Source organism: Pseudomonas sp. M5A4_2d (assembly GCF_053345295.1).
The window spans coordinates 64976-88862 of sequence record NZ_JBKEZW010000015.1 but is presented as its reverse complement, the minus strand read 5'-3'; the positions used below and the strand labels follow the sequence as shown (position 1 = coordinate 88862).

The following is a 23887-nucleotide window of genomic DNA, read 5'->3' as shown; positions in this document are numbered from 1 at the left end:
GGTTACTTTTTTAGGCGCTTTGTAAAAAAGTGACCCGCCGTAAGGGCGGAACCCTAAGCCGCCGTTACCGCAGCAACGGATATGTACTCAATCTCCCTACCCCCCTCACAGGCTTAAAGCGACACAAAGAGTTGCGTAGATACCTATGCGCATCGCAGGCACGCCAGCGCCCACATTTGATGTGGGTTGCTCAAACAGCTGCATCAGCTCAAACAGTCGTTGCAAACACCTCGCGAAAACGCGCCATCTCCTGCTTGTTCCCCACCGTCACCCGCACCCACTGCGGCCAGTTTTTCCACACCCGCCCGATCAATACGCCGTGTGCAGCCAGCTTCTCGATGACCTGCTCCGCCGGTTGCTTCACATCGATCATGAAGCAGTTGCTCTGCGACGCGGTGCAGGTAAACCCTCGGTCCTTGAGCCACGCCACGGTTTCATCGCGCAACTGGGTGTTGAGCGCCTTGCGTTGCGCCGGCAGCTTGGGGTCTTCCAGGCTCGCCCGGGCGCCGAGCAACGTCGAGGCAGCCGGCACGTTGTCGCCGCCGAACACTGCCAGACGCTCCAGCAGTGCCGGGGCGCCAATTGCCAGCCCCAGGCGTGCGCCGGCCATGCCGTATATTTTCGAGAAGGTGCGCAGCACCAGCAAATCGTCGTGGTCCTTGACCCAACTGACACAGCTTTGGGCGTCGGAGAAGTCGATGTAGGCCTCGTCCACCACCAGCACACTGCCTTTGGGCTTGTTCGCCAATGCCTGGCGGATCGCTTCGCTGGGCGTGACGGTGCCGGTCGGATTGTTGGGATTGCACAGGTACAGCATGCCCGCCTGGGGATCGGCGGCGAGCATGGCTGGCACATCATGGGCGTGACGCGCATCGAGGTTCACTTCCCGCACCGGCGCCTTCCACGACTCGGCCGCCTGGCGCGGCACTTCGTAGGACGGCGTGGCCATTACCAGCCCGCGGCTCGGGCTGGTAAACGCCAATACGGCGTAGCGCAAGGCCGCCATGGAACCGGCAAATACCGCGACCTGTTCTTCGGCAATGCCTTGCTGGCGGGCAAACAGGCCGGCCAGGGCATACATGTGGCCGTAGGGGTAACGCCCGGAGCTGCCGATGCCGCGCTGCATCGCCTCGCGAGCGGCGTCCGAGGGGCCATAGGGGCTTTCGTTATAGTTGAGCCGCACCGTGTCAGCCGCTGCCGGCGGCGGGCTGGCAACCGCCCAATCGAGGCGCCCCAGCACCGGCAAAGCGGCGCCGAAGGCGAGAAGGGACCGGCGACTGACACTGACCATGGAGCTACTCCTTGTAGGCGGGTGATGAATTCGCACAGCACGTACAAAGGAGTATGACGAGGCAGGTGTCGGCTGATTTAGCTCAGCTGCAGCTTCTGCTTCAGGCTCTGCATGACATCCGCCTTGTTCTGCAGGTAGTCACTCAAGCCTCGCGCGCGCAGGTTGCACGCGTCGCAGTTACCGCAACCGGCGCCAATAATGCCGTTGTAGCAGGTCAGGGTCTGGTGCTGAACCAGTTCCAGTTGGTGGTGGTAGTCAGCCAGCGCCCAGGTCTCGGCCTTGTTCAGCCACATCAGCGGGGTGTCCAGGCGCAGCGTGTAATCCATACCCAGTTCAAGTGCCTTGTTCAGCGCCTTGACGAACTCATCCCGGCAATCGGGGTAGCCCGAGAAGTCGGTTTCGCACACGCCGGTAATCACGGTTTCAGCTTTAACCTGATAGGCGTAGATCGACGCCAAGGTCAGGAACAGAATATTGCGGCCCGGCACAAAGGTGCTTGGCAGGCTTTCGCCTGTGCTGTTCACGGTCGGCACAGGAATGTTATCGCGGGTCAGGCTGCTGATGGCCAACTCGTTGAGCAAGGACACGTCCATCACTTTATGAACGGTTGCCCCCAGTTGTTGTGCCAAGCGCTGTGCGACTTCAACTTCCGCCACATGACGCTGGCCATAATCGAAGGTAATGCAGTGCACCTCGTCATACAGCGGCAGCGCCTGGATCAAGCAGGTGGTCGAATCCTGCCCGCCACTGAAGACCATAACGGCTTTTTTACTCATCACGTTGCTTCCTGCATTTGTAGAAGGTGGGAATAGTTTAAAGGGCATGCCATAAAAAACCCCGCGCTTCTTGCGAAGGCGGGGTTTTTTAATGCTTGAACGATCAGTGAGCGTAGGTCAGCAACAGCTCTTTCGGCACTTGGAAATCCAGGGACATCATCACGCTGAGCGCGGTGATGGTGAAGATCGAGAACACGAACAGCTTGCGCGCCCAGACAGTGTCATCCACTGCCTTGTAGCCGGTCCAGGCCATGTACAACCAGTACATGCCCATGGCGGCGGCGACGGCGAGGTAGCTCATGCCGGCGTAGCCACTGAAGGTCAACATCAAGGTCGCCACAAGGAAGGCCAGGATGTAGAGCAGGATGTGTTTCTTGGCAACCTGGATGCCACGCTTGACCGGCAGGACCGGAATCGAAGCAGCCAGGTAGTCATTGAAGCGGAAGATCGCGATGGCATAGGAATGCGGCATCTGCCACAGGCTGAACATCACCAGCAGCACCAGCGCGGCCATGTCGAAGCTATTGGTTACAGCCACATAACCAATCACCGGCGGCATCGCCCCCGACAGACTGCCCACCAGCGTGCCGTGAACCGACTTGCGCTTGAGGTACAGGCTGTAAAGGCCGACGTAGATGACAAAGCCGATCACGGCAAACAGCGCCGCCAACGGGTTGGCCACCTTGTACAACAGTGCCACACCGGCAACACCCAAGACGGTCGCGTAGATCAGTGCCAGTTTCAGGGAGATAAGGCCCTGGACCAGCACACGATTCTTGGTGCGTTCCATCTTGATATCGATGTCGCGGTCGATGCAGTTGTTGAACACGCAACCGGAAGCTACCACCAGGGACGTACCGATCATTGCCGCCAGGAAGATGGCCAGATCGACATGTCCCTTGGAGGCCAGGAAGAAACCGCCTGCCACAGAAAGCACGTTACCGAAAATGATCCCCGGTTTGGTGATTTGGATAAAGTGCTTAAGCGACATCGGGTCTTACCTCACTTCGCCATCATGAACGTATGGATGCTGAACATGATCCATATCGACAGGCCAACCAGCAGCAGGATCACAAGACCTGCGAACACGAATGCAATCACGTTATCGCGCTGCTCTTTGGAGCGATCCAGGTGCAGGAAGTACACCAGGTGAACCAGAACCTGAATCACCGCGAACGCCAGAACGATCATCAAGGTGATCGACTTCGGCAAGGTTGGGTACATCACCAGGCCGAACGGGATCAGGGTCAGGATTACCGACAGGATGAAGCCGATAGCGTAAGACTTTACGCTGCCGTGGCTCGCATCATGGCTGTCATGGTCATGGGAGTGTGCATTAGCCATTACAGGGTCCCCATCAAGTAGACGACGGTGAATACGCAGATCCAGACCACGTCCAGGAAGTGCCAGAACAGGCTCAGGCAGCTCAGGCGGGTCTTGTTGGTGTTGGTCAGGCCGTGTTTATTGACCTGATACATCATCACCGCCATCCACAGCAGGCCGGCAGATACGTGCAGACCGTGGGTGCCTACCAGCGTGAAGAACGCAGACAGGAAGCCGGAACGGTGCGGGCCGTAGCCTTCGGAGATCAGCAGGTGGAACTCGTTGACCTCCATGCCGATGAAGCCCAGGCCGAACAGGAAGGTCAGTGCCAACCAGCTCAGGACGCCTTTCTTGCTGCCCTTATAGAAGGCCAGCATGGCGAAGCCGTAGGTGATCGAACTGAACAACAGCAAGGCGGTTTCGCCGAGCACGTAAGGCAGTTCGAAGATGTCGTGGCCCGACGGGCCACCCGCTACGTTGTTTACCAGTACCGCGTACACCGCGAAGATCGACGCAAACAAGATGCAGTCGGTCATCAGGTAGAGCCAGAAACCGAAAACGGTCATCGGCCCCGAGTCGTGGTGATGGTCATCGTGCCCATGGTCATCGACATGGGCGTGTCCAGCATTGGTCACTAAGTTCGACATGGTTTAAGCCTGTTCCAACGAGGTTTCTACACGGTTGGCCGGGATTTTCTTCTCGGCTACCAGGCGAGCGTGTTGCTCGGCTTCGATGCGCTCGATCGTTTCGACCGGCACCATGTAGCCTTGATCATCACGGGCAGCGTGAATGATGAAGTAACCGATAGTGCCAACCAGGCCCACGATTGCCAGCCACCAGATGTGCCAGATCATCGCGAAACCGAACACGGTCAACAGCGCACCCATCACCACGCCAGTGGCGGTGTTGTTTGGCATGTGGATCGGCTCGTAGTGCTTGGGTTGCTGGTACGCAGTACCGTCTTCCTTCGCTTCGGTGAACGCATCGATCGTGTTCGCAGTAGGAATCACAGCGAAGTTGTAGAACGGCGGTGGCGACGAAGTCGACCATTCCAGGGTGTGGCCATTCCATGGGTCGCCGGATTCGCACATGTTCTGCTTGCGATCACGCACGCTCACATACAGTTGGATCAGCTGGCAGGCGATACCCGCAGCAATCATCACCGCACCGAACATGGCGACGTACAGGTACGGCACCCACTCAGGGTTGGTCGTAGCGTTCAGACGACGGGTCATGCCCATGAAGCCCAGAGCGTAGAGCGGCATGAACGCAACGAAGAAGCCCGAGATCCACAACCAGAATGCAGCCTTGCCCCAGCCTTCGTGCAGCTTGAAGCCGAACGCTTTCGGGAAGTAGAAGCTGAAACCAGCGATGTAACCGAATACCGCACCACCGATGATCACGTTGTGGAAGTGAGCGATCACGAACAGGCTGTTATGCAGTACGAAGTCAGCACCCGGGATGGCCAGCAGTACGCCAGTCATGCCGCCGATGGCGAAGGTCACCATGAAGCCCAGGGTCCACAGAACCTGGCTGGTGATACGCAGACGGCCGTGGTAGATGGTGAATAGCCAGTTGAATAGCTTCACCCCCGTCGGGATGGAAATCAGCATCGTCGCCAGGCCGAAGAAGGCGTTGACGCTTGCCCCCGAGCCCATGGTGAAGAAGTGGTGTAGCCAAACCATGAAGCCCAGTACGGAGATCGCGCCGGAGGCGTAGACCATCGAGTGGTGACCGAACAGGCGCTTGCCGGTAAAGGTCGAGATCACTTCAGAGAAGATACCGAACGCTGGCAGGATCAGGATGTACACCTCAGGGTGACCCCATGCCCAGAACAGGTTCACGTACATCATTGGATTGCCACCAAGTTCGTTGGTGAAAATGTGGAAATCCAGGTAACGGTCAAGCGACAGCAGCGCCATGGTAGCGGCCAGGATCGGGAACGAAGCCACGATCAGGACGTTGGCCCAGGTGCAGGTCCAGGTGAAGATAGGCATGTCCATCAGTTTCATGCCAGGGGCGCGCATTTTCAGGACGGTGGCCAGGAAGTTGACCCCCGTCAGTGTCGTCCCGAGTCCTGATAACTGTAGCGCCCAGATGTAGTAGTCCACACCTACGCCAGGGCTGTACTGGATACCCGACAATGGCGGATACGCAACCCAACCGGTCTTGGCGAATTCGCCGACGCCCAGCGACAGGTTGATCAGCACAACGCCGGACACCAGCAGCCAGAAGCTCAGGGAGTTCAGGAACGGATAGGCAACGTCACGCGCACCGATCTGCAGCGGCAAGGCAAGGTTCATCAAGCCGGTGAAGAATGGCATCGCCATGAAGATGATCATGATCACACCGTGAGCGGTGAAGATCTGGTCATAGTGTTCAGGCGGCAGGTAGCCAGGCGAACCCTCGGTGGCCATGGCCAACTGGGTACGCATCATGATGGCGTCGGCAAAACCACGCAGCAGCATGACCATGGCAACGATGACGTACATGACACCGATTTTCTTGTGGTCGACAGACGTCAACCACTCGGTCCACAGGTAGGTCCATTTCTTGAAATACGTGATTGCAGCAAACAGTGCCAGACCACCCAGCGCGATCATGGCGATGGTCACCATCACGATCGGCTCGTGGAACGGGACCGCATCCCAACTTAATTTACCAAACATCGTTTACTCCTCTGCCCCAGCAGTTGAATGCGAGCCCGTGTCAGAACCTTCAACCACGGCCACTTCTTTCTTCTCGTGCTTGACCGGCTTGCCTGGCTTCATACCTTCGTACTTGTCGACGATTTTCTGAAACAGGTCCGGCGTGTACGCGGAGTACAGAGCGGCTGGGTTGTTCTGGCTTGGTTTGGCAAGGGCATCGTATTCAGCTTGATCAAGCTGTTTAGGTGCGGCCTTGACTTTGGCTACCCAGGCGTCGAAATCTTCCTGGCTTGTCGAGATCGCTTTGAATTTCATGCCGGTGAAGCCAGCGCCGCTATAGTTGGCGGAGATGCCTTCCATTTCAGCTTTCTGGTTGGCGATCAGGTGCAGCTTGGTCTGCATGCCTGCCATTGCGTAGATCTGGCCGCCCAGAGCTGGGATGAAGAACGAGTTCATCACGGCGTCGGAGGTGATCTTGAAGTTCAGCGGAGTGTGTTCCGGGAACTGGATTTCGTTAACAGTGGCGATACCCAGGTCCGGGTAGATGAACAGCCACTTCCAGTCCAGCGCAACCACTTCGATGTTGATCGGCTTGACGTCGGATTCCAGCGGACGGTACGGGTCCAGTGCGTGGGTGGACTTGTAGGTCACATAACCCAGGGCAATGATGATGAGGATCGGCACCAGCCACACTGCGACTTCGATCTTGGTGGAGTGCGACCACTTCGGCGCGTAGGTCGCGCTGGTGTTCGACGCACGGTATTTCCAGGCGAAGGCGAAGGTCATGATGATCACGGGGACCACGACCAGCAGCATCAGCAGGGTGGCGGTGATGATCAGGTTTCGTTCATCCAGACCGACCTGTCCTTTTGGGTCGAGCAAGGTCCACTTGCAGCCTCCCAGCATTAACATCATGCCAAGCAGCGGCAAAAAGCCTAGTAATCGGGGGTACCTGTTTTTACTCATCTCACGACCTCTAAAGCAGCTTGCGCAATGCAGTTGGGTTTTGATCGCCAACACTTCACCCTGCCAAGGGTTGGCATTTCTCTTCGATTGAATAAGAGCCTGCCCGGCACGCCATAAATGGACGTTTCACGGACCTGCGGTGAGTTCTTATTCGATTTCGTGGTTAAAGGCCTTGTTACAGACCAATTCCATTTGGTGCGGAAAGTTGAAAGGCTGCCGGAACCTGGGGTCGCACAGAGCCATCCATCTGCCCCTCGACCGCTCCAATGCTCAAATATTGAACAGCACCGGACATCCAGTGCGGGCGATTGTAGTTAGCTAGCGATGTATAAACCATGTCTTATAAAGAAATAATTTTTATCGATTCCAGCAACAATCCTTCACCATTCCTGCAAAGGTTCACGATCTTATCGTGTTCGATTCTCCACAAAAACCACAAAAATTGCCGTGTTATTGAGCACAGCCCCTCAACCCTTACACGCTGTAAGGGCATGCAAAACGCATCCAAGTCCCCATAATACAAGGCATTCGGACATCACCGAACGGCTCGAACCATGCGGCACTCGCGGCATCATTCAAACCACGAACTGACAGCACAATTTGGCCGTGTGGCGCAAATTTAAGGGCAGGCCCGACGCACCAGAAACGTCCTGCGGCGGCTTCCGTGTGACAACATGTCGCACGCTGCGCGCACCTCAAGTTGCCCCTCGTCACAGCGCTTTCACAAATCCCTACAAACAAAAACGCCCCGGCCTTCCTTCAAGGAGGACCGGGGCGTTTCAGTGAACGGGCTCAGGCGTTGGGTCGACGGTTCCGGTAAATGCCCAGTGGCACCAGAATCACCGTCAGCACGAACGCCACCAGCGCCCATTGCGCCAGCGACAGGCCGAGGATCGGCGGGTACGGCGTGCTGCAGAAGCCATCGACCTGGAACCCCAGCGGGAACACCTTGGCCAGCGGCAAGTCATCAACAATCGGCTGCAGCACATCGATGCCGCAGCTGACTTGCGGGAAGAACTGGGTGTACACATGGTGGCCGGCCGCAGCGACGCCGCCCAGCGCACTGAGTACGACCAACCCTTCAAACAGCGTGACTGCGCCTTTGCGGCGCATTGCAGCCCCGATGAACGCAAATACCGCAATCAACAACAAGGCATAGCGCTGCAGGATGCACAGCGGGCACGGCGCCTCGCCCAACACGACTTGCATGTACAGCGCACCGCCGATCAGCGCCAGGCAGATGATGCCCAGCAACACCAGAAAGCGCCGCTCCCTGCCTATACGCAATTCGTCACTCATCCCCGTTTCCCTTTACCTGATTATGGTTTATGCCTGATGGCCGCAAGTTTACACACAGGGGATGGTTAAAACAGAAGGGGGTTAACAGCGGATTAATCAGGGGGAAATGGAGGAGAAATGTGGGAGCGGGCTTGCTCGCGAAGGCGGCGTGTCAGTCGACATTTTAAGTGACTGATCCACCGCTTTCGCGAGCAAGCCCGCTCCCACAATTGGGCAGCGTCGTTTCCGGACAATTATTCCAACGCCGCAGCCGGGCCGAAGAATTCGTAGCGCGCCTGTTGCTCGGGAACGCCCAGAGCCTTGAGGTGGCGTTTGATCGCCACCATGAAGCCTTTAGGGCCCAGGAAGTAGGCGTCCAGGTCGCGCTGTTCGGGCAACCATGCCGCCAGTTGCTCCTGGCTCAGCATCCCGACCTTGTCCGCCGCAGGGCTTACGCCGTCGTCCTCGGCATAGCAATAAAAGCGTTTGAGTTGCGGATGCCTGGCCGCCAGGGCGTCCACCCAATCACGGAACGCATGCACCCCGCCGTTACGGGCGCAGTGGATAAAGTGCACCGGGCGCTCAGTCGCCAAGGCCGCTTCGAGCATTGGCAGGGTCGGGGTAATGCCCACGCCACCGCTGATCAACACCAGCGGTTTATCGCTGGCGACCAAGGTGAACTCACCCGACGGCGGGAACAGGTCAATGGTCGCGCCGACGTGCATTTGGTCATGCAGGAAGTTGGACACCCGGCCACCGGCCTCGCGTTTGACGCTGATGCGGTAAAGGCCCGCGTCGCTCAAGGCTGACAAGGAGTAATTACGGCGCACTTCTTCGCCGTCAACCACCAGCTTCATGCCAATGTACTGGCCCGGCGCGGCAGCCAGGATCGGGCCGTTGTCCACCGGGGCAAAATAGAACGAGGTGATCTCGTCGCTCTCCTCCACCCGCTTCACCAGCAGGAACGGCCGCGCACCGCGCCAGCCGCCCGGGGCCTGGGCTTTTTCGTCATAAATGGCGGCTTCGGCGCCGATCAGGATGTCGGCCAACTGGCCGTAGGCGGCGCCCCAGGCGCTCAGCACCTCAGGCGTGGCAATTTCGTTGCCGAGCACTTCGGAAATGGCGCGCAGCAAGCAGGCGCCCACAATCGGGTAGTGCTCCGGGAGGATCTGCAAGGCCACGTGTTTGTTAATGATTTTGGCGACCAGGTCGCCCAGTTGGTCCAACTGGTCGATATGCCGCGCGTACATCAGTACGCCATTGGCCAGGGCGCGGGGTTGGTCGCCGTTGGCCTGATTGGCCTGGTTGAACAGCGGGCGAACCTGCGGGTACTCGCTGAGCATCATGCGGTAGAAATGCGTGATCAGCGCTTCGCCGCCGCTTTCCAACAGGGGCACAGTGGATTTGACGATGGCACGGTCTTGGGCACTAAGCATGGCAGACTCCTGGGTCTTCTTACTGAATGCCTTTACTTACTCAGTATTCATGCCAACTTATTATTGTTTATTTTTCAATGACTTAAATATTAAGTAGTCAATATGACTTCCTACGCAATATAGTCACAAGGACTACAAGGAGTCATTATGACTGCGCAATCGCTGCTCACCACCCTGCTGCCTCTGGTCGCCGACCTGTCCCGTGAATTGCCCGAAAGCGAGCGCTATCGGCGCCTGCTGCAAGCCATGCGCGCCTTGCTGCCATGCGACGCCGCTGCGTTGTTGCGCCTGGACGGTGAATGGCTGGTGCCCCTGGCGGTGGATGGTTTGAGCCTCGACACCCTCGGTAGGCGCTTCAAGGTCAGCGAACACCCGCGCTTCGCCGTGCTGCTGAGCAGCCCCGGGCCTACCCGTTTTGACAGCGACAGCGAACTGCCCGACCCCTACGACGGTTTGGTCGATGGCCTGCATGGGCACCTGCAAGTGCACGACTGCATGGGCTGCCCGCTGTTTATCGACGACAAACCCTGGGGCCTGCTGACCCTCGACGCGCTGGACACCGAGCGTTTCGAGCGCGTCGAACTGGATGCCCTGCAAGCCTTCGCCAGCCTGGCGGCGGCCACGGTCACCGTGGCCGAACGTATCGAGCGCCTGGCATTGCGCGCCGAAGATGAGCATCAGCGTGCCGAGATCTACCGCCAGGCCAGCGGCCAGCAGCACAAGGAAATGATCGGCCAGAGCAAGGCGCACAAGCGTCTGGTCGAGGAAATCACACTGGTCGGTGGCAGTGACCTGACCGTGCTGATCACCGGCGAGACCGGCGTGGGCAAGGAGCTGGTGGCCCAAGCCATTCACGCAGCATCGCCCCGCGCGGATAAGCCGATGATCAGCCTCAACTGCGCCGCCCTGCCGGAAACCCTGGTGGAGAGCGAACTGTTTGGGCATGTGCGCGGCGCCTTTACCGGCGCGCTGAATGAGCGTCGCGGCAAGTTCGAGCTGGCCAACGGCGGTACCTTGTTTCTGGATGAAGTCGGCGAATTGTCGCTGACCGTGCAGGCCAAGCTGCTGCGCGTGCTGCAAAGTGGCCAGTTGCAGCGCCTCGGTTCGGACAAGGAACATCAGGTGGATGTGCGCCTGATCGCCGCAACCAACCGCGACTTGGCCGAAGAAGTGCGCAATGGCCGCTACCGTGCCGACTTCTATCACCGCCTGAGCGTGTACCCGCTGCAAGTGCCGGCGTTGCGCGAACGCGGTCGCGATGTACTGCTGCTGGCGGGGTTCTTCCTGGAACAGAACCGCTCGCGCATGGGCTTGGGCAGCCTGCGCCTGAGCAGCGATGCCCAGGCGGCATTGCTGGCCTATAACTGGCCGGGCAACGTGCGGGAGTTGGAACATTTGATCGGACGCAGCGCACTCAAGGCCCTGGGTAACTGCCGCGAGCGTCCGAAAATTTTGAGTTTGAATGCGCAAGACCTTGACCTGCCCGACGTCAGCGCGCCGCCGGAGATCGAAGCCCAGGCCGAGGCAGTCCCGGTTGTCACCGGCGACCTGCGCCAGGCCACCGAGCATTACCAACGGCAAATCATCAGCGCCTGCCTGGAACGCCACCAGCACAACTGGGCCAGCGCCGCCCGCGAACTCGGCCTGGACCGCGCCAACCTGGGCCGCATGGCCAAGCGTCTGGGCCTCAAATAAACCAACGGGGTTGCCAAGCGGCGGTAGACACCTCGGTCCATGTGGGAGCGGGCTTGCTCGCGAATGCGGCGTGTCAGGCAACAACTCTGGCACTGATACACCGCTTTCGGGAGCAAGCCCCCTCCCACATTAGATTGCCTTCGCCTTGTAGACAGGGGTCACAGGCTTGGGCTTACGAAACACCAGCACATTCCCCAACATCACCAGCACCAACCCCATCAGCGCCGGGGCCGTCCACTGATACCCCTCGGCAAACGCCGACACATTCAGCGCCACCACCGGGAACAACACCGTGCAGTACGCCGCGCGCTCCGGCCCCATGCGGCCGACCAGCGTGAGGTAGGCGGTAAAACCAATCACCGACCCCGGAATCACCAAGTACCACAATGCGCCGACATAACGCGCACTCCAATCCATCTCGAACGGAATCCCGCGCACCGCGCAGTAGGTTGCGAGCATCGCCGAGCCATACGCCATGCCCCAGGCATTGGTGGTCAGCGGCTTGAGCCCGGCCTTCTGTTGCAGGCTGGAGAGCATATTGCCCGCCGAAAAACACATCGTGCCCAACAAGGCCAGGCCCAGGCCGAGCAAGGTCTGTGGGCTGGCAGTGTGCCCCGCCAATTCCGGCCAGAACAAGAAACCCAGGCCCATCAACCCGAGCGCGCCGCCCATCAACACGTTCCGCGCAACCCGCTGGCCAAAAAACACCCGGGCATTGAGGGCGTTCCACAGCGTGGCCGTGGAGAACACCACCGCGACCAGGCCACTGGGAATCCACTGGCTGGCGGTGAGAAAGCACATGAAGTTGACGCAGAACAGGCACAGCCCTTGCGCCAGGCAGATCAGGTGCCCGCGGCGGTTCATCACCTGCAACTTGCGACTCAGCAGCAACAGTACAAACAGCACCAGCGCCGCCAGGCCAAACCGGTAGACGATCGACACCGGAATCGCCACGACGCCCAGTTGCCACTTGAGTGCAATCCACGTGGTGCCCCAGATCAGCACGGTGAGTAAATACAGGAAAAGGTTCATAGCGGGCTCCGTCGATTGAGCCACAGTGTCACCCGCCACCCCGGGAGCGCTCTTGCACATTCTTGCGCTTTTGTCGGGCAGTGGGCTCACAGCGCCAGCGGCGCGGAGTAGGATGCAAGGCGTCGGAGAGCACACGCCATGCCTGATCTGGAATCCCTGCAAGTCTTTCAAGCCCTCAACCGCTCGCCCAACGCTCGCCTGGAAGCGTGCGCCGAGCTCGGTGACGGCTTGTCTGCGGCCTTGTGGAGCAACCATCACGACTCGCAGGATTACCAGGCGCCCAGCCATCACACCTTGTCCTGCTACATCGGCGGCGGCACCGGCACCTTTCGCCGCGACCAGCCGGGCACCAAGGGCGGCCCCGACAAGCTGTGCATCCTGCCGGCCGAACACCAGTCGGCCTGGGTGATCAACGGCGAGATCCGCCTGGCCCACGTGTATTTCAGCCCGGAACAATTTGCCCTCGGCTGCGTCACCCTGCTCGACCGCGAACCACGCGAACTGCAACTGCGCGAAAGCACGTTTCTCGAAGACGCGAGCCAGGCCCGGCGCTTTCACCAATTGATCGCCCTTAACTGGCACGAACCCGCCGAGCGTTTGCTGACCAGCAGCCTGGCCCATGAAATGCTCAGCCACACCTTGCTCAGCCAGGTAGGCGCGCGTGACGGCCTGCGCCTCAAAGGCGGGTTGGCCGCACATCAGCGGCGGCTGTTGGTGGACTACATCGACCACCACCTGGAGGACCCGATCAGCCTGGGGCAACTGGCCGGCCTGTGTGCGCTGTCGGAATACCATTTCGCGCGGATGTTCCGCCAAAGCTTCGGCTTGCCGCCCCATCAATACCTGCTGGCGCGACGGCTGGTTCGTGCACAAACCCTATTGCGCGGTGGCGCCCTGCCCCTCGGTGACATTGCCTGGATGTGCGGTTTCTCCAGCGCCAGCCACTTCACCCATCGTTTTCGCCAAGCCATGGGCGCGACGCCGGGTGAATACCGCCAGGCCTTCTGCACCGCCTGAACCGTCAACCCCGCATCAAGCCCAACGTCTTGGCTTTGGCCACCGCCTGGGTGCGTCGCTCCACGCCAAGTTTGCTGTGAATACGCCGCGCATGGGTCTTGACGGTGTGCAGCGAGATAAACAGCCGATCGGCGATTTCCAGGTTGGAGTTGCCAAGGGCGATCAAATGCAGCACTTCCAGTTCGCGTTGGCTCAGGGGGTTTTCCGCCACGCCGCCAGGCGACGCCGGTGTCTCCAACCCCAGCTCACTCAATAACCCGGGCGCGCGCAAGCGCAGCTCGCGAATGGCTTGCTGTACCTGGCAACGCGCCGCCAGTTCCAAGCCGGTTTGCAGGGCGTGACGGGCCAGGGCCGTATCGCCCAGGCGCCAGGCCACTTCGCCCAGCACGAGGTGCAATTCGGTTTCCAGGCACAGCATGCCGCGTTGCCGGGCGGTGTCGAGCAAGGCATTGAGCCGCACCATGGGTTGGTCGGCGCAGCCCAGCCGAACCTCGGCCAGCACCAGCAAATACTCCAGGCGTGGAATCAACTCCAGCGTGGCCGGCGGTGCCTGTCGGGCCTGCGGCCCACGGAAGTGGCGCAACACCCGGCGCACCGCCTCCACGGTCAAGTCGGCGCGGCCCTGCTGCAACCAGAAGTGGCCACTGACCAGCAGCAGCACCGCGCGATACACCGAGTCCGGCACCTGGCGTTGCTGCATCAAGCGCTCGGCTTCGCGCAGTTGAATAAAGGCCTGGGCGTAATCGCCATGGTTGGCCGCCAGCAGTGCCAGGCCGAGAAACCCGTACAGCACGCGTTTGTCCTGGCTGTGCAGACACATCGTCAGCCCGGCCTCGAAACACTCGCCGGCGAGTGCGTCCTGCCCTTGACGCAGCGCCAAATGCCCGCGCCGCAGGGCGATGCGCCCCACCAATGGCCCGGCCTTGAGCCGCTGCTGCATCAGCATCGCCTGCACATTTTCGAGCAGGCTTTGCGCCCGATACGGGGCGCCGCGTTGTTCCAATAATTGCGCGTGGTCCAGCTCCAGCAACGCCTCCAGTACCAACGAGCCGTGGGCCCGCGCCAGGCACAGGGCTTCGCGGTTCAACGTTTGGCCGACGTCCAATTCACCCCGCAGCAAGGCTTGCTGGGTCAGGCCCGAGAGGCACATCACCCGCGACGTCCAGGCGTTATCGGGCAAGGCTTGCAAGGCTTCCAGAAAATGTTCGCGGGAACGCTCGGCATCGCCGCCCAGATGCAACAGCCAACCCCATTGCGCCTGCCAGCGGGCCAACAAATGGCGCTGTTGCGCTGCGCTGGGTTGCGGGGCAAATCGGGCAAGCTGGTCGATGCACACTCCCGCCTGGTCAAAACGCCCGGCAAACAGCAGCGCCGCCGTCAACAGCCCCACCCGTTGCGCGGAACCGAGCATCAAGTCATCGCCCTGCTGCTCATGCAGGCGCAACAGCAGCAGCGCGTTCTGCTGGCGGAACAGGTCTTCAAAACTGAAGTGCTGTAACAGGCTCACCGCCACTTCGTACTCTTCGGCCAGCAAGGCCTGTTCAAACGCGGCTTGCCAGTCGCGCTCACCGGTAAACCACTGGCAGGCACGCCGATGCCAGGAGCGCTTGGCCGGCCAGGGCTCATCGCATAGCAATCGCGCCAGCGGCGGGAACACTTGAAGCCAATCGGTGGTGCCTTCCCATGGCTGGATAAATGCACCCAGTGCCTGCAACTCCCGCAGGTACTGATCGCCGTCGCCAGAGCCGAACAGGTGCTCACACAAGCTCGGGTTGAAACGCGGCAGATGCGCCAGCACACGCCAGGCATCCGCCAGTTCGACCGGCAAGGTACTGAATAGCTCGTGCTGCAGGTAGTCGAGCAGGGTCTTGTCCGGATGACCGTCGCCCAGCAGGGCGATACGCACACCCGCACACCAACCGGCGCTGAACTGCATCACGCTGTCGACAGTCAGCCCGGGGCCAAGCAATTGCTGGACCTGCGCGGGGCTGAATGCCAACTCACTGCATTCCAACAACTCATCGTCGAGCAACAGCCGTGGCCAGTTGCACACCGGCCGGCGTCGCGCGCCCAGCCACCAGGTCAGTGCGGGGTTGGCGACGTTGAGTAAACGATCGAGCAACGCGTCCAGCCCAGGCGCGGGCAGACGGCAGAAGTCATCCAGAAATATCCAAGCCGCGTGCTGCCAGCGGCTGAGGTCGAGCAACAAGCTGGCTTCATCGACAAAGGGCAGCCCCAGGTTGTACGCCAGACGCTCACAAAATTCGTAGGGGCTGAGGACCGCGCCATTGAGCGGCAGCCAGTAGACCTGGCAGCCTTTCGGCGCCTGCAACGCACACTCTGCGAGCAACGCACTCTTGCCACTGCCTCCCGGCGCGCAGAGCAACTTGACCCTGACCGGCGCTGCGAGCAAAGGCTCGGTCAGGCGCGGGCGCAACAGATGGTGAGCGGACAGCCGTGGCATGAATCCAGGACGGTCCAGGCAGCGTGTCATGGCGGTCATTGCTGCATCCTGCTTTTTATTGTTATGCAACCTGACGCCTACCCTAGTCCTGTGGTCGGCGGTTGTTGAAGAAGTATTCAGCGGGGTGATTGGCAGGCATAAAAAAGCCGGGATTCCACTTCACCCTAAAGTGGAAGACGGTCACTGTGGGAGCTGGCTTGCCTTCGATGGCGATGTAGCAGTGACAGGTGGGCCGGCTGACCCACCGCTATCGCAGGCAAGCCAGCTCCCACAGGTTGATTGCATTTCAAATGGAAGATCAGCGAACGCCCGTAGACCTCAACGCCGCCGGCGTGTAATCCGCCGCCTTGGCCGCAAAGCCGAACACGAAGCTGCTCTTCTCCTCATTTTTCATCCCCAGCGCGATGTAGCGACCGGCGATGATGTCGTACAGGGTTTCCACGGTGTAGGCCGGCACCTGGTGGTCGTAATAGAACTGCGCATGGCCTTCGGCAACACGCCACAGCTGGCCACGCCCGTCGTAGTGGTCCACCAGCGCGACTTGCCAGCTGTCCTCGTCAATGTACATGTGGCGCTTGGCGTAGATATGTCGCTCGCTCGGCTTGACGGTGCCGACCACTTCCCACACCCGATGCAGCTCGTAACGGGTGAGGTCCTGGTTGATATGCCCGGCCTTGATGATGTCGTCGTACTTGAGGGTCGGCGAGTCCAACTTGTAGCTGTTGTAAGGGATGTACATCTCTTTTTTGCCGACCAGTTTCCAGTCATAGCGGTCGGGAGCGCCGGAGAACATGTCGAAGTTATCGGTGGTGCGCAGGCCGTCGGAGGCAGTGCCCGGGCCGTCATACGACACTTGCGGCGCACGCCGCACACGGCGCTGGCCGGCGTTGTAGATCCAGGCCAGGCGCGGCTCTTTCACCTGGTCGAGGGTCTCGTGCACCAGCAGCACGTTGCCCGCCAACCGCGCCGGGGCGGTGACCGATTGTTTGAAAAAGCTCAACACGTTGGCGGCCTTGGCCGGGTCGATGTCCGGGATGGCCTGTGGCACCGCCACTTCTTCCTCGAAGCGGATCGGCGTGTAGCTGCCGTTCGTCTGCGGGGTGGCCTGGGTGATGATGCGTTTCAGGTTGCCGCCGTGGTAACGGGTGATGTGGTTCCACAGCACTTCCACGCCGTTCTTCGGAATCGGGAACGCGTAGTAGCGGTTGCCGGTGAAGTTCTCCAGGCCGTTGCCGTCGTTGATCGCGTGCACATTCAGGGCGCTGCGCTTGATCGACTCATAGATGTCCGGCGGCAGGTTGACCGTGCGGTGCGTCGGGTACACCGGGATCTTGTAGGTCTCGGGGTAGCGTTTGAACATCGCCACCTGGCCGTCGGAGAGTTTGGCCTTGTACTTGTCCACCGTGGCGGCGGTAATCACGAACAGCGGCTTTTCATTGGCAAATGGGTCGGCGAGAAAGCCCTTGCTGTCCACTGCGCCGGCGTTTTTCGGGATGCCGCCCGTCCAGGCCGGGATTGAGCCGTCGGCGTTGCCGGCTTTTTCGGCGCCGACCGGCGTCAGGCTGGTGCCGAGCTTGGCGGCCTCTTCGGGCGACACGGCGGCCAAGACTTGGGCAGCCAGCATACTCAGGGCCATCACTGCAAATAGCTTACGCATAGGTTCTTGTCCTTCCTTAAACCAAGTCAGAAGTTCACGCCGAAGCTGAGGGCGATAAAGTCGCGATCGGTGAGGGTGTTGTAGTCGCCGCCAAAAAAGTCGGTGTAGCTGAGGCTGGCGGTGTAGGTGTTGCGGTAGTCCGCATCCACGCCGACGCTGATCGCCTTGGCGCCTTCGTTGAACAGGCCGTTGGGGCCATAGCCACTGACGTCCTGGGACCAGGACAGGTTGGGCTTGAGGTTCACCCCGGCAAACACGTTGTTGTAGTCAAGGATTGCCCGGGCGCGATAACCCCAGGAGTTGGCCGTGACGAAACCATCGGTGTCGCCGCCGAAACCGTAGGCGCCGTACACCGAATCACGGCCGTAGCGCAGTTTGGTTTTGGATTCCAGCCCGCCGACGTGCACGAAGGCCGCCTCGCCCACCAGGGTCAGGCGTTCGGCGCCCAGTACCTGGTCGAAGAACTGGGTCATGGTGCTCTGGATCTGAGTGATTTCCTTGCGGCGGTAGCCTGAGTTATCCGAACCGAACGAACTGCGGATCGGCGAGGCGGTTTGGCCGGCAATCGGGTTGACCAGCGCCAGGGTCAGGTCGGTGGTGTTGAGTTGCACCGGCGCATTCGGGCGATAGCTGATTTCGCCGGTCCAGGCCGTGCCGGTAGGCAAGGTGGTGGAGAAACTCGCGCCGTACAGGCGAATGTCTTCCGGGTAATCGAGGTAATACTGGCCACGGCCGAGCATGGTGCTCTGGGCCAGGCCCGAGCCGCTGCCGGGTGCGATGGCGTTGGCGGTCGCCGCGATACGCCCGATGGTGGCCAGGTTGGTGTTGGCAGTGATCGTGCCCACAGTAGGCGTGCGGCTGTGGTAATTCATGAAGTACAGGCCGTACTCGGTGTCATCGCCGAGCCAGCGCAACGCCGCGCCGAACTGTCCGCCATCGCGGGCTTCACGGTCCGACGCACGTTGCACAACCACACCTTCGCGCGTCACCTGGAAGCCCTGGCCGAACGCTGCGGCCACCGGTTGCAATGGCGCAATCGCCGGGCTACCGACGGTGTAGTTGCCGTTGCAGCCATGGGCCACCACGTCGTTACCGAAGAATGTGCCGCAGTTATCCACCACGGTGTTTTCCCAGTTCAGTTGGTAGAAACCTTCCACCGACAGCTGATTGGTGAGGCTCTGGGAGGCGAACAGCATGTTCACCGGAATCAGGCCTTCCTTGATCTCGGCACCCGGGCGGCGGAAAGCCGACACGTCGATCGGGTTGATGCTGTTGATCGAGTTACCGATAAACGTACTCTCGCCCCAGCTCACCACCTGCTTGCCGACACGCACGTTGCCCGGCAAGTCGCCGATGGAATAGTTGTGATAGACGAACGCATCGAGCAGCTCGTAACCGGAGGAGCGCGCGCCCTCGTCGCGATGGTTATTGCTGATTTGCTTGAATTCGCGGTTTTCGTCCTGCAGTTCGAAGTCGTACCAGTATTTGCCGCGCACAAACACGCCGCTGTCGCCGTACTTGAGCTCCAGGTCGTGAATGCCCTTGAAGATCTTGGAGAAGGTTTCGCCCTTCTTGAAGTTCAGCCGCCCGTCATCCCCGGTGGACGCCTGCCCCGTTCCGCCATTGGGAATCCCCACCAGTTTTTTGTCGGCATCGCGCATGCCCCAACTGGCGCCGACCGACAGCGAGGAATCGAATTGCCCTTCGATTTCGCCAATGTTGAACGACACAGCCTGCGCCTGGGCGCAGCAGCCCAGCGCAACCGCAGTGGCCAGCGCCTGTGGCGTGAAGATGGCGCGCATTGTTGTTTTTGTCATGCGTCTTCCCCGGTGAGTGACAGAAGGCCCCACCCTACTGCCGCTCGTCAGGAGCGATAAGCGCACCAAAGGGGTATTCGCACTGTCGCTCGAAAGGATTAGCAGGGGCTCTGGCCGGGGTTTGGGCGGGGCTATGGATCAGGTGGATGGCGGGTTATCAGGGGAATGGATCGCTCACTTCAAGACTGTTGCAAATTAAGTAACAGTCCTTGTCATGAACCGCTATTACTCATTTTGTTACAACCGACTATTCTTACCGGGCTTTCAGGGCAAACCGCCCGCTCCCGACTTCGGGAGAAAAGTCGAATTTCAATAGATTGGTTAATGTATTCAATCTGTTACCTGAGTTCACTGACGTTGATTTATCGCTCCTTGATCCAACGTCTTACTTCGGCCGCTGCCTTTGCAGCGGCCTTTTTTATGTGCAAAAAAAACGGGGCGCCCTTAGCGCCCCGTAAGATTAAACAGTGTTCAAGCAACGATCAGAGGCTGAACTTCTGCAAGTTGGCCATCATCTGCGCCAACGCTTCGATCGTGTCCTTGGGGTGCACGGCGCCCTCGAAGTCACAAATCTGCGCCCAGTGCGCCGCCACATCGTCCGGCGAAAACCCGGCCTCCGGGTCGAACCCCACACCCAGGCTGCGTTCCCAACGGGTCTTGCCGATCCAGCCGCCGCCGACTTCGAACAGCCCGGAGGTTTCCTGGCACGCCTCGCTGCCCAAGTACACCACCAACGGGCTGACCAGTTCCGGCTTGAGGCGTTCGAACACTTGCGGCGGGATCAGGCCTTCGGTCATGCGCGTGCCGCCGGTGGGGGCAATAGCGTTGACCAGGATGTTGTTCTTGCGCCCTTCCAGCGCCAGGGTGCGGGTCAAGCCATACAGGCCAAGCTTGGCCATGCCGTAGTTGGACTGGCCGAAGTTGCCATAGATGCCCGAGGTGGACGCGGTGAAGATCACACGGCCATAACCTTGCTCGCGCATATGCGGCCAGGCAGCGCGGGTGACTTTGTAGGCACCTTCGACATGCACCCGGTAAACCAGGTCCCAGTCACTGTCGTCCATTTTTTGGAAGGTCTTGTCACGCAGGATGCCGGCGTTGTTCACCACGACGTCAACACGACCGAAGACGTCGAGCGCGTTCTGCACGATTTTGTCGCCGTCGGTAACGGAGTCATGGTTGGCCTCGGCAATGCCGCCGGCCTCGCGGATTTCATTCACCACACGGTCGGCGGCCGAGGCACTGGCGCCTTCGCCCTGGGTTGAACCGCCGAGGTCGTTGACCAGCACTTTGGCCCCGTGCCTGGCGAACAACAGCGCATGGGCCCGGCCCAACCCGCCGCCGGCACCGGTGACGATCACGACCTTATCCTGGAACTGCACTGACTCACTCATACCGAACTCCGCTGGCGACAATGGGAATGGGTTGAGTGTCAGGCACGCAGCCTCTGGTCACAATAAAGTCAGCCGAGGCTGAATGGTGCTCAATAAGGCAGCGGGATGATTACCCCACAACAGCAGGCCGCTCAGGAATAGGCAACACATGGCGCCGGCTGGCCCATTCGCTCGCGAAACTCGAGGTAATGCTTGAGCACAAGCACGGGCGCCTCGATCTGCGGATAGTGGCCGATATTGGCCAGCAACACCGTGTCGGCGTTGGGCACCAACTGATGATAACGCTCCACCATATGGGCACCGGAGATCGGATCGACTTCGCCGTCGATCACCCGCATTGGCACGCCGTCGCGCTGCATTGCCGTCACCCAGCGCTCACGCAGGCGGCGGCGCTGGGGAATATAAGCGATCAGTTTATGCAGGATGCGCGGGCCGTCATTGCAGCTGATCAGGCTCCAGAAGTCATCCAGAGCACTTTCACTGGGCCGCGTATTCGGGCCGAAAATCTGACTGAAGCTATCCGACAAGGCATTCCGCCCGAAGGCGCGGCCGATCATCCAGCCGATGGGGCTGAGCAACAGTTTCTGCACCAGGGCCGGGCGGTGGGTTTCCGGAAACAGCCCGCCGTTGAGGAACACACAGCTGGCCATCGCGAAGCGAGCTTCGTAATGGCGAGCCAGTAATTCCTGAGCGACGCTGTCGCCGTAGTCATGGGCCAACACATGCACCGGCTGCTCCACGCGCAGGTAGTCGAGCAGCGCCTGTTGCAGGTCGGCCTGCGCCAACAGGCAATACGCGTGATCCAGCGGTTTAGCCGAATCGCCAAACCCCAGCATGTCGCATGCAATCACCAGGTTACGCTGGGCCAGGGGCTGCCACAGGTAATGCCAGTCCCAACTGGCGGTGGGAAAACCATGAATCAACAGCAACGGCTCGCCCTGCCCGGCCACCCAGTAACGGACCGTGTGGCCACGAAACACGAACGTCTGGGCACGTTTGCGCCAGGCTCTGAGCGGGATTTCGGCGAGAGGCATCAGCTTTTATACCCGGGATCTTGCACGTCCAATTTACGCAACAGCGCCGGCCACGCCAGTGCACCGCCCATACCTTGGGCGCTCTTTGTGACAGCTGCCACCATTGCCTTGGCGCCCGCCAAAATCTGCGGCTCGATCGCAATCAATTCGGCGCCACCGTTTTGCGCCAATACCTGGATATCGCAGGCGCGCTGAAACGTGAACATCATCAGGAACGTGTCGGCGATGGTGCCACCGCACGTCAGCAGGCCGTGGTTGTGCAGCATCAGGAAGTTGCTGTCACCCAGGTCCGCCTGCAAGCGCGACTTTTCTTCGTGGTTCAGCGCCACACCTTCATAGGCGTGGTACGCCAGGCTGGACAACACAAAGGTGGCTTGCTGGCTGATCGGCAACACGCCCTGCTTCTGCGCCGACACCGCAACGCCGGCCGCCGTATGGGTGTGCAGGACACAGACCACGTCTTGGCGGACTTCATGGATGGCGCTGTGGATGGTGTAGCCCGCAGGGTTGATCTCGTAGGGGCTGTCCATCAGTTTTTTGCCCGCCTGGTCGACCTTGACCAGACTCGAAGCGGTAATCTCGTGAAACATCAGACCATAAGGGTTGATCAGGAAATCATCGGTGCCGGGCACTTTGGCGGAAATATGCGTGAAAATCAGATCGTCCCAGCCATGCATCGCCACCAGCCGATAGCAGGCCGCCAGGTCGACGCGGGTTTGCCATTCGGCAGCGCTGACCTGGTCTTTGACATTCTGTGACGATGGAACGGGGGCTAGGCTCACGGTAACAACCTCCTTGGTTCACGTTCTTATTGTTTTTTTGAATGAAGGGCCAGTCTAGTCAGACGCCGTGGCGCAAGTAGTTGCCTTCGCAGCCAGCTTGATGACTGAGCGAGTCAGTCATGAGAATAGTCCAACTCGCGTCAGAGAAGCGCCGCCAATAAAGGCACGGCGAACAGGTTGAGCAAACCCGTCAAGACCATCACCAGCCCCGCGACCGAACCTTCTTCGCCGCCCACTTCCTGCGCCCGGCTGACGCCCGCGCCGTGGGCGCCCACGCCAAACAACGCACCCCGCGCCAGGGGTGTGCGCAGCGGCAACCATTTGAGCAGCACACCACCGAGCATGGCGCCGAACACGCCGGTGAACATCACAAATACGGCAGTGAGTTCCGGTACGCCACCGAGGTCGGAGGATACCGGCATGGCAAACGGCGTAGTGATCGAGCGCGGCAACAAGGACAGGGTCACCGAGCTGTTTAACGCCAGCGCCTTGGCCAGCCCGAACGAGGTGCCGATGGAGGCCGCGCTGCCCGCCACCATCCCCAGCAGCAACGCCGACCAGTGGCGCGCCAACAAGCGGCGCTGTTGCCAGATAGGCACGGCAAACGCCACGGTGACCGGCCCCAGCACCAGCATCAACCAGTGGGTGTCGGTGGCGTATTCGGCGTAGGCGGTTTTCATCGGCACGGCCACCGCCAGCAGCAGCGCCGGCACCAGGATCAACGGTGATAGCAGGTAGCGCCCGGTGCGGCGGTAGAGCCAGCGGCTGAAAATATAGGCGCCCAGGGTCAGGGCGAGCCAGAACACCGGCATCAGCTCAAGCTTCACGGCGCATGCTCCAGCGGCAGACCATTTCCACGGTGAACGCAGTCACCAGCATCACCGACAAGGTACTGAAGCCAATCACCAGCAGGATGCGCCAGCCGTCATTACGCACTAGGCCACCGTAGTCGAGCAGGCTCATCAGGGCCGGAATAAAGAACAACAGCATTTCTGCCATCAACACCCCGGCACCCAGTTGCAGGGCGGCCGGCTTGACCAGCCCACTGGCGAATGTCGCCAGCAACAGCCCCAGGCCCACGACGCCACCCGGGATTGGCCAGGCGAACCAGACCGACAGTTGAGTGCCCAGCAGATAGATAGCCAGCAGTACGACCAGCTCCGTCAGCAGGCGGCCAAGATGTTTGAAGGTAAAACGTTTCATGAGCTTTGGGTCCTCGCAGGCCGCCATTTTAAAGAGGCCGCCCTCATCCCCACAGCGAATTGTTAGACTGCATG

General features: G+C 60.3%; 20 protein-coding genes and 1 pseudogene. 3 read left to right on the top strand and 18 right to left on the bottom strand.

What is annotated here, in order from left to right:
• Positions 1-208: 208 nt before the first annotated feature.
• From ptaA to cyoA, 7 genes are all read right to left on the bottom strand, one after another.
• Positions 209-1291 carry a pyoverdine biosynthesis transaminase PtaA gene (gene ptaA, locus ACLBW8_RS27055; protein ID WP_447806752.1) on the bottom strand — a complete coding sequence of 361 codons (1083 nt, stop codon included), beginning with the start codon at positions 1289-1291 and terminating at the stop codon, positions 209-211.
• Between the two features lie 77 nt (positions 1292-1368).
• Positions 1369-2067 carry a 7-cyano-7-deazaguanine synthase QueC gene (gene queC, locus ACLBW8_RS27050; protein ID WP_447806751.1) on the bottom strand — a complete coding sequence of 233 codons (699 nt, stop codon included), beginning with the start codon at positions 2065-2067 and terminating at the stop codon, positions 1369-1371.
• A gap of 103 nt (positions 2068-2170) precedes the next feature.
• A complete protein-coding gene (gene cyoE, locus ACLBW8_RS27045; protein ID WP_014719864.1) occupies positions 2171-3058 on the bottom strand; it encodes a heme o synthase in 888 nt (295 codons plus the stop codon).
• Positions 3059-3069: 11 nt separating this feature from the next.
• On the bottom strand, positions 3070-3411 hold the full coding sequence (gene cyoD / locus ACLBW8_RS27040) for a cytochrome o ubiquinol oxidase subunit IV (RefSeq protein WP_010206434.1): 342 nt from the start codon (positions 3409-3411) through the stop codon (positions 3070-3072).
• A complete protein-coding gene (locus tag ACLBW8_RS27035) occupies positions 3411-4037 on the bottom strand; it encodes a cytochrome o ubiquinol oxidase subunit III (RefSeq protein ID WP_016971084.1) in 627 nt (208 codons plus the stop codon). Before ACLBW8_RS27035 ends, cyoD begins: the two co-directional genes overlap by 1 nt.
• 3 nt (positions 4038-4040) lie before the next feature.
• Positions 4041-6059 carry a cytochrome o ubiquinol oxidase subunit I gene (gene cyoB / locus ACLBW8_RS27030; protein ID WP_064454075.1) on the bottom strand — a complete coding sequence of 673 codons (2019 nt, stop codon included), beginning with the start codon at positions 6057-6059 and terminating at the stop codon, positions 4041-4043.
• Positions 6060-6062: 3 nt separating this feature from the next.
• Positions 6063-7004: a ubiquinol oxidase subunit II gene (gene cyoA, locus ACLBW8_RS27025; protein ID WP_064454076.1), complete on the bottom strand. Its 942-nt coding sequence runs from the start codon at positions 7002-7004 to the stop codon at positions 6063-6065.
• 27 nt (positions 7005-7031) lie between these two features.
• On the opposite strand from cyoA, the pseudogene ACLBW8_RS27020 reads away from it, so the two are divergent.
• Positions 7032-7322 (top strand): annotated as a pseudogene (locus ACLBW8_RS27020) (hypothetical protein).
• A 474-nt stretch (positions 7323-7796) separates the two neighbouring features.
• Here the strand turns inward: ACLBW8_RS27020 and ACLBW8_RS27015 are convergent.
• Both ACLBW8_RS27015 and hmpA read right to left on the bottom strand, forming a co-directional pair.
• Entirely contained in the window at positions 7797-8303 is a 507-nt protein-coding gene (locus ACLBW8_RS27015; RefSeq protein ID WP_064454077.1) for a disulfide bond formation protein B, read from the bottom strand.
• A 233-nt stretch (positions 8304-8536) separates the two neighbouring features.
• Complete coding sequence (hmpA, locus tag ACLBW8_RS27010; RefSeq protein WP_447806750.1) at positions 8537-9718, bottom strand: NO-inducible flavohemoprotein; 1182 nt, start codon at positions 9716-9718, stop codon at positions 8537-8539.
• A gap of 147 nt (positions 9719-9865) precedes the next feature.
• On the opposite strand from hmpA, the gene norR reads away from it, so the two are divergent.
• Entirely contained in the window at positions 9866-11413 is a 1548-nt protein-coding gene (gene norR, locus ACLBW8_RS27005; protein WP_064454079.1) for a nitric oxide reductase transcriptional regulator NorR, read from the top strand.
• Between the two features lie 129 nt (positions 11414-11542).
• Here the strand turns inward: norR and ACLBW8_RS27000 are convergent, their stop codons facing one another.
• The gene (locus ACLBW8_RS27000; RefSeq protein WP_221295623.1) at positions 11543-12445 is read right to left on the bottom strand and encodes a DMT family transporter; all 903 of its coding nucleotides are present in this window, start codon (positions 12443-12445) and stop codon (positions 11543-11545) included.
• A 138-nt stretch (positions 12446-12583) separates the two neighbouring features.
• On the opposite strand from ACLBW8_RS27000, the gene ACLBW8_RS26995 reads away from it, so the two are divergent.
• Positions 12584-13462, top strand: coding sequence for a helix-turn-helix domain-containing protein (locus tag ACLBW8_RS26995; RefSeq protein WP_221295624.1), 879 nt, complete (start codon positions 12584-12586; stop codon positions 13460-13462).
• A 4-nt stretch (positions 13463-13466) separates the two neighbouring features.
• On the opposite strand, the gene ACLBW8_RS26990 is transcribed toward ACLBW8_RS26995, so the two are convergent.
• From ACLBW8_RS26990 to ACLBW8_RS26955, 8 genes are all read right to left on the bottom strand, one after another.
• Positions 13467-15965, bottom strand: coding sequence for a LuxR C-terminal-related transcriptional regulator (locus ACLBW8_RS26990; protein ID WP_447806749.1), 2499 nt, complete (start codon positions 15963-15965; stop codon positions 13467-13469).
• Between the two features lie 259 nt (positions 15966-16224).
• On the bottom strand, positions 16225-17583 hold the full coding sequence (locus ACLBW8_RS26985) for a DUF1329 domain-containing protein (RefSeq protein WP_064454083.1): 1359 nt from the start codon (positions 17581-17583) through the stop codon (positions 16225-16227).
• 26 nt (positions 17584-17609) lie between these two features.
• A complete protein-coding gene (locus ACLBW8_RS26980) occupies positions 17610-19400 on the bottom strand; it encodes a DUF1302 domain-containing protein (protein ID WP_064454084.1) in 1791 nt (596 codons plus the stop codon).
• A 482-nt stretch (positions 19401-19882) separates the two neighbouring features.
• On the bottom strand, positions 19883-20794 hold the full coding sequence (locus tag ACLBW8_RS26975; protein WP_064454085.1) for an SDR family oxidoreductase: 912 nt from the start codon (positions 20792-20794) through the stop codon (positions 19883-19885).
• A gap of 131 nt (positions 20795-20925) precedes the next feature.
• Positions 20926-21828 carry an alpha/beta fold hydrolase gene (locus ACLBW8_RS26970; protein WP_064454086.1) on the bottom strand — a complete coding sequence of 301 codons (903 nt, stop codon included), beginning with the start codon at positions 21826-21828 and terminating at the stop codon, positions 20926-20928.
• The gene (locus tag ACLBW8_RS26965) at positions 21828-22610 is read right to left on the bottom strand and encodes a class II aldolase/adducin family protein (protein ID WP_447806748.1); all 783 of its coding nucleotides are present in this window, start codon (positions 22608-22610) and stop codon (positions 21828-21830) included. Before ACLBW8_RS26965 ends, ACLBW8_RS26970 begins: the two co-directional genes overlap by 1 nt.
• 140 nt (positions 22611-22750) lie before the next feature.
• On the bottom strand, positions 22751-23437 hold the full coding sequence (locus ACLBW8_RS26960) for an LrgB family protein (RefSeq protein ID WP_064454088.1): 687 nt from the start codon (positions 23435-23437) through the stop codon (positions 22751-22753).
• A complete protein-coding gene (locus tag ACLBW8_RS26955; RefSeq protein ID WP_064454089.1) occupies positions 23427-23813 on the bottom strand; it encodes a CidA/LrgA family protein in 387 nt (128 codons plus the stop codon). Before ACLBW8_RS26955 ends, ACLBW8_RS26960 begins: the two co-directional genes overlap by 11 nt.
• Between the last annotated feature and the right edge of the window lie 74 nt (positions 23814-23887).

Excerpts from the sequence above, each read along its gene's own strand:
- ptaA (WP_447806752.1), bottom strand. The coding sequence starts at position 1,291 with ATGGTCAGTGTCAGTCGCCGGTCCCTTCTCGCCTTCGGCGCCGCTTTG.
- queC (WP_447806751.1), bottom strand. The coding sequence starts at position 2,067 with ATGAGTAAAAAAGCCGTTATGGTCTTCAGTGGCGGGCAGGATTCGACC.
- cyoE (WP_014719864.1), bottom strand. The coding sequence starts at position 3,058 with ATGTCGCTTAAGCACTTTATCCAAATCACCAAACCGGGGATCATTTTC.
- cyoD (WP_010206434.1), bottom strand. The coding sequence starts at position 3,411 with ATGGCTAATGCACACTCCCATGACCATGACAGCCATGATGCGAGCCAC.
- ACLBW8_RS27035 (WP_016971084.1), bottom strand. The coding sequence starts at position 4,037 with ATGTCGAACTTAGTGACCAATGCTGGACACGCCCATGTCGATGACCAT.
- cyoB (WP_064454075.1), bottom strand. The coding sequence starts at position 6,059 with ATGTTTGGTAAATTAAGTTGGGATGCGGTCCCGTTCCACGAGCCGATC.
- cyoA (WP_064454076.1), bottom strand. The coding sequence starts at position 7,004 with ATGAGTAAAAACAGGTACCCCCGATTACTAGGCTTTTTGCCGCTGCTT.
- ACLBW8_RS27015 (WP_064454077.1), bottom strand. The coding sequence starts at position 8,303 with ATGAGTGACGAATTGCGTATAGGCAGGGAGCGGCGCTTTCTGGTGTTG.
- hmpA (WP_447806750.1), bottom strand. The coding sequence starts at position 9,718 with ATGCTTAGTGCCCAAGACCGTGCCATCGTCAAATCCACTGTGCCCCTG.
- norR (WP_064454079.1), top strand. The coding sequence starts at position 9,866 with ATGACTGCGCAATCGCTGCTCACCACCCTGCTGCCTCTGGTCGCCGAC.
- ACLBW8_RS27000 (WP_221295623.1), bottom strand. The coding sequence starts at position 12,445 with ATGAACCTTTTCCTGTATTTACTCACCGTGCTGATCTGGGGCACCACG.
- ACLBW8_RS26995 (WP_221295624.1), top strand. The coding sequence starts at position 12,584 with ATGCCTGATCTGGAATCCCTGCAAGTCTTTCAAGCCCTCAACCGCTCG.
- ACLBW8_RS26990 (WP_447806749.1), bottom strand. The coding sequence starts at position 15,965 with ATGACCGCCATGACACGCTGCCTGGACCGTCCTGGATTCATGCCACGG.
- ACLBW8_RS26985 (WP_064454083.1), bottom strand. The coding sequence starts at position 17,583 with ATGCGTAAGCTATTTGCAGTGATGGCCCTGAGTATGCTGGCTGCCCAA.
- ACLBW8_RS26980 (WP_064454084.1), bottom strand. The coding sequence starts at position 19,400 with ATGACAAAAACAACAATGCGCGCCATCTTCACGCCACAGGCGCTGGCC.
- ACLBW8_RS26975 (WP_064454085.1), bottom strand. The coding sequence starts at position 20,794 with ATGAGTGAGTCAGTGCAGTTCCAGGATAAGGTCGTGATCGTCACCGGT.
- ACLBW8_RS26970 (WP_064454086.1), bottom strand. The coding sequence starts at position 21,828 with ATGCCTCTCGCCGAAATCCCGCTCAGAGCCTGGCGCAAACGTGCCCAG.
- ACLBW8_RS26955 (WP_064454089.1), bottom strand. The coding sequence starts at position 23,813 with ATGAAACGTTTTACCTTCAAACATCTTGGCCGCCTGCTGACGGAGCTG.